We start from the raw sequence: 5,272 nt of genomic DNA on the forward strand, positions 1-5,272 counted from the left end.
CTTGAAAAAAGGCAGATTAATCAGGTATAACAATATGATTATTGTGAAAAACGACACGCTGAATAACAAGGGCATTTAATCAGTGATCCTTCTGTCGATCCAAGTAAATCCATTCGATAACTGCTCATGCATCCCTTTTCCTTTTTGAAAGAAGTATTACATCTTTCAACTCATCACTGCTGCGTGCATCCATCCATCTTTTCTCAAAGCCGGGTTCCTGTACAATTTGTGCAATGGACATCAAAGCCCGTAAATGAAAATTTCTTCCGTCTATGGTTCCAACCAGAATAAACATTGTTTTTACAGGTTCATCTTTGCCGGGGAAAATTATACCTTTTTTCGATCTCACAAGAACTATATCAAACTGATTCTGACCGGGAATTATCACATGAGGTATGGCAAGACCCGGTTTTATAACTGTACATGACTGTTTCTCCCTTTCAATAAAGAGGGAATACAATATATCCTTATCAACCGACACTCTTGGAGCAAGAATTTCCGATAGTTTTTTAAAAACCTCATCAATTCCAGTCCTTTTGTCAAGGTCAAGAACTTTACAATTTTTAATAATTTTATCAAACCGGTCTTCAATAATCTCATCACGTCCAATTACAATTTGCTTAAGCTCCTCTTCCAGAGTTTTTGTTTTTAATTCTCTGTCAGTAACTCTCTCCACAATATGCATAATTGCAGATATTCTTTTTACTCTGTTTTTTGAATACAACAGATAGCTTATCCATCCGATGATAAAAAATCCGGCAGCGCTTAAAAGAGGCAGCATGCCCATTTCAAACAGCAAAAAAACATAAAAAATAAGGGCTAGAACTGGTGTAACAGGATAAAGAGGAACTTTAAACTGCGGCCTGTAATTCTGAATTTTACTCTCGCGCATTATTATCACAGAAAGATTGACCAGTGAAAACAGAACGATCATAAGAGTTGAAGCTGTCTTAACAAGATTTTCAATTGAGAGAAAAATAATAACCATTACCATAAATCCGCTTGTAATCAGTATTGAAATATACGGCGTATTGAACTTAGGATGCAGCCTGGATAGAAAATCCGGCATAAGTTTGTCCTTACTCATAGCGAGGGGAGATCTGGACGCTGTTAAAATTCCGGAGTTAGCTGTGGTTATAAATGCCATAATTGCGGCTCCTGCAAGAAGCACCGCACCAGCTTTCCCCATTATGTTTCCGGCTCCAAGAGAAAGAGGAATTAACGAACCGTTTAATTCACTTCCGTTTACAATACCGACTGTAACTCCTACTGACAAAGCATATAAGAAAGAAACAATAAAAAATGCGAGCATCATACCAAGCGGTATATTTTTCGAAGGATTCTTTACTTCCTCTGCAATAGAAGCAATTTTTGTCAATCCGCCGAATGAAACAAAAACAAGGCCTGCAGTTGAAACAACAGACCACAATCCCTTTGGCATAAAAGGTAAATAATTATCTGGATGTGTGGATATAAACCCTCTTCCAATATATAGAATCAGAATTGAGATAAGTAAAAAGACCAAAATTACCTGCACCCTGCCTGTTACTTTAACACTTACAATGTTGGTAATAGTAAATAGAATACATGCAGCCACAGCAATAATTTTTATTTCTGAAACTGTGATATCAGGTTTTATAAAAACTGCAAAAGCTCCGATACCCACCAGAGCAAATGCGCTTTTTAAGCTTAATGAAAACCAGTTTGCAAGACCGCCGAATGTGCCGAATACAGGTCCCAGACTTCTTTCAATGTAAAAATAGGTGCCTCCGGATTTAGGCATTGCTGTTGCAAGCTCCGCCTTTGCAAAAAGGCTTGGTAAAATTAAAACACTTGCAAGCAGATATGCAAGAATCATTGCAGGCCCTGATTTTGCATAAGCAAGGCCAGGAAGCACAAAAAGACCGGAGCTTATCATTGCACCTGCTGCAATTGAAAAAACTTCAGGCAGACTGAGCTCTTTTTTTAATCCCATATTTCCCAAAGTTCCTCTTGAGAAATGATTATTAAAATTGTTATAATAAAATATACTATTTTAACTTAAAAAACAAATAGAATAAAGCATCCCGCCTGTTTCTATTTGTCCTTCAGAGCATTGTAAAATGCGTTCCAGAACGGATCAACACGGGGATGCTGAAATGCCCGTTCTTTACCGTTTTCAATAATTGTCATCCCCTTTTCCGGAAGCGTTAATTCTCCTGCGACAGATGCGGGAATCCCCTTATTCTTCAGAGCATTTACAATATCTTCGGATTTGTCAGGCCGGGCTGATAGAATCAATGTCCCCTCGCTTATTGCTGCATAGGGGTCGTCAATGCCAAAAAGACTGCATATTTCAAAAGCTCTGGCGTCCGTTACAATATCATCCTTGTTTATAACTATGCCGAGCCCCGAAGCCTGAGCCAGTTCATACACTCCTCCCCATATACCGCACTCAGTTGCATCGTGCATTGAAGTAACACCGTTTTCACGCACTCCTACTGATACTGCAGTTAATGCATCTTCCACAACCGACATTTTGTAAAAAAGCTCCGATGCTTTTTGCGCAAACGATTCTCCGAATGCAGACTTGATTTTTTCCGGAAACATTGCAGCAAATATCCCTGATGATTCAATTGCGGGCCCCTTTGTAATAATTACATGATCTCCTGGTTTTGCAAATTTCGGAGTCACATACTTATCTTTGTCACCTTCTGCCAGAACAGTGGCTCCGCCTACCATTGGATAATGACAGTTTTCATATCTTGCAGTATGTCCGCAAACAACTGCCATTCCCAGTTTTTCACACTCAGTATGCATTGTATTCCACATAAGTTCAAGCTGTTCTTCATTGATCTCCATAGGCAGATTGAGATCTATTGAAAGAAAAGTGGGAGCAAGCCCGCTTGTAACCACATCCGAAGCAAGGATGTGAATTGCAAACCAGGCAGCTCTTTCAAAGCCGTATTCAGGAACTATAAATACAGGATCAGTTGTTATTGCAACCGCTTTACCGCCAATTTCAACAATTCCCACATCAACTCCGTTTTGCGGGGGAACAATTACTGATTCCCTCTTGGCACCGAGCCTGGGATAAATAAGTTCTTCAAACACTTCCGGGGATATCTTACCTATATCGGGCAGTTTTGTTTTCATTATTCTTTCTCCTGTTCATCTTTTAAGTTTTTTATTTTATTGACATATATCTTTTTTCTCACGGAATTGCCAAGAAAAACCCTGTCTGCATTTTTCAGATCATCAATAAAAATATCTTTTTCAATTACACCGCAGGTTTTTATAAGATGCTGTCTGTAACATCCGTTAAGGATTACGGAATCAAGAGCCGGAGTAAATATCTTTCCGTTTTTCTCTAAGAAAATATTCGTAAAAGCGCCTTCAAGAACTCTGCTGTTTTTATCGCAGAAAATCACTTCAAAAAAACCTTTTTCTCTTGCGGATTTCAGCTCAGTATCCCACGGCCGGAATGTAGTTTTGTGAAAGAGAAACTGTTTCTTTTCCGTTCTTTGAGAGAAAGATACAACAATATCTACATTGGATATATCATCTCTTATTTCCTGATAATCTGTAGTTACATCGCCCCACTTATCCAGCAAAACACGCACTTTGTAGATGTTATCTTTTCTGAATTCTGTAATTGCGGATTCAAGTATATCCCTGACTTTTTTTTCATCATAATAAAACAAAAAATAATCAGCGCTCTTTTTCATTCTTTCAAGATGAAGATCAAGAAGAAAACACTCTCCGTTTTCAAACAGAATTGATTCCAGAATTTCAAATTTCTCCGCAGGCATTAAAAACTTTCCTTTAAGAAGAGCCTCTTTATACTCCTCCTCTGCAATTGAGTCCCATACAATGCCTCCGCCAAGACCCATTTCTCCGGACATATTTTGTTTATCTATCCTTAAAGTTCTTATTGCAATATTAAAAACAGCTTTTCCTTTTAATATGAGCCCAATTGAGCCCGTATAGATTGAACGGAGACTTTTCTCCAGCTCTGAAATAATCTCCATTGACCTGATTTTGGGAGCGCCTGTTATTGATCCGCATGGGAATAGATTTTTAATAATTGTGCTGAGTTTCCTCTCTTTCAACTCACCTTTGACAGTTGATGTAAGCTGATACAAAGTTTCGTATTTTTCCATTTCAAACAGTTTTTCAACTTTTACTTTGTCTGTTTTTGAAATCCTGCCGAGATCATTTCTTAATAGATCCACAATCATAACATTTTCCGCAAAATTTTTCTCATCCTTAGACATACCCTTTTCAATCAGCATGTCTTCATGATGATTTGAGCCCCTTTTTAAAGTGCCTTTCATAGGTTTACATTTGATATTTGAATAATCGGTCTCAAAAAAGAGTTCCGGAGAAAAAGAGAGGATGTACTCGTCCTTAAGGTTAATAAAGGATGTGTATCTTGCTGACTGATGAAAAACCGTGTTTAAAAACAGTGATGACAAATCTCCGTTAAGATCAAAAAGAGCTCTGACTGTATAGTTAATCTGGTAAGTTTCTCCGTTTTCAATATAATCTTTAATTTTGCGGATGTTCCTGACGTACTCATCTTTTGACACATCAAGTCTATAATTATCAATACGGTATATTCTATCCGAAATTTCCGGCGCATCTTTATAATCAAGGCTGCGCGAAGAAACCCGTACTGTGTTCTTTCTGTTGTAGAACATGAATTTTACAGATGGCACGGAATCAATGTGCTTTCTGAATTTTTCCAAATCAACAGGTTGAAAATTGTATCCTGCTTCGTATGGTAAAAGAGCAACGCCTGTCAGATCTTCTCTTTTCGAATATGTATCTGCCTGATCCAGAACAGAGTCAATCTCTTCCCACGACCTCGCCGTAAGAATATAATCCGGATTTTTTAAGAAAACGGATTCTGCTTCCGGATAAATTGCAGGTGTATAAAAAAATGCAGAATATTCGTTATTCTCTACAAAATTTAAAATATCAACTATTTTCATCTTAATCCTATAAGCCAGTTCTCAATCATTTTGTATCCGTATTCCGTAAGTATGGATTCAGGGTGGAACTGCACTCCTGTTAACAGATATTTCTCATGCCTTATTCCCATAATTACATTTTGGGAAGACCTTGCTGTAACAATCAATTCTCTGGGAAGAGTGTTTTCATCTGCCATAAGAGAGTGGTACAACCCAACCTTTATTTTATCGGGAATTCCGGAAAAAATACCCTGTGCGTCATGTGTAATCACAACAGCTTTTCCGTGAACCGGCTCCCCGCACTTTACGATCTTACC

4 protein-coding genes are annotated in these 5,272 nt (G+C 38.1%); all 4 read right to left on the reverse strand.

Going from position 1 to position 5,272, the window contains the following annotated elements; genetic code table 11:
• Positions 1-124: 124 nt before the first annotated feature.
• Entirely contained in the window at positions 125-1,975 is a 1,851-nt protein-coding gene (locus tag J7K93_07090; GenBank protein MCD6116761.1) for an amino acid permease, read from the reverse strand.
• 101 nt (positions 1,976-2,076) lie between these two features.
• Positions 2,077-3,135 (reverse strand): AIR synthase family protein, encoded by a 1,059-nt coding sequence (locus tag J7K93_07095; GenBank protein MCD6116762.1) that lies wholly within the window; start codon positions 3,133-3,135, stop codon positions 2,077-2,079.
• Complete coding sequence (gene pabB / locus J7K93_07100; GenBank protein MCD6116763.1) at positions 3,135-4,976, reverse strand: aminodeoxychorismate synthase component I; 1,842 nt, start codon at positions 4,974-4,976, stop codon at positions 3,135-3,137. Before pabB ends, J7K93_07095 begins: the two co-directional genes overlap by 1 nt.
• A partial coding sequence (locus J7K93_07105) for a gamma-glutamyl-gamma-aminobutyrate hydrolase family protein (protein ID MCD6116764.1) occupies positions 4,973-5,272 on the reverse strand: 300 nt, incomplete at its 5' end. The genes J7K93_07105 and pabB, both read right to left, overlap by 4 nt.

It is taken from the genome of bacterium, assembly GCA_021158245.1.
Classification (GTDB): Bacteria; Zhuqueibacterota; QNDG01; order QNDG01; family QNDG01; genus QNDG01.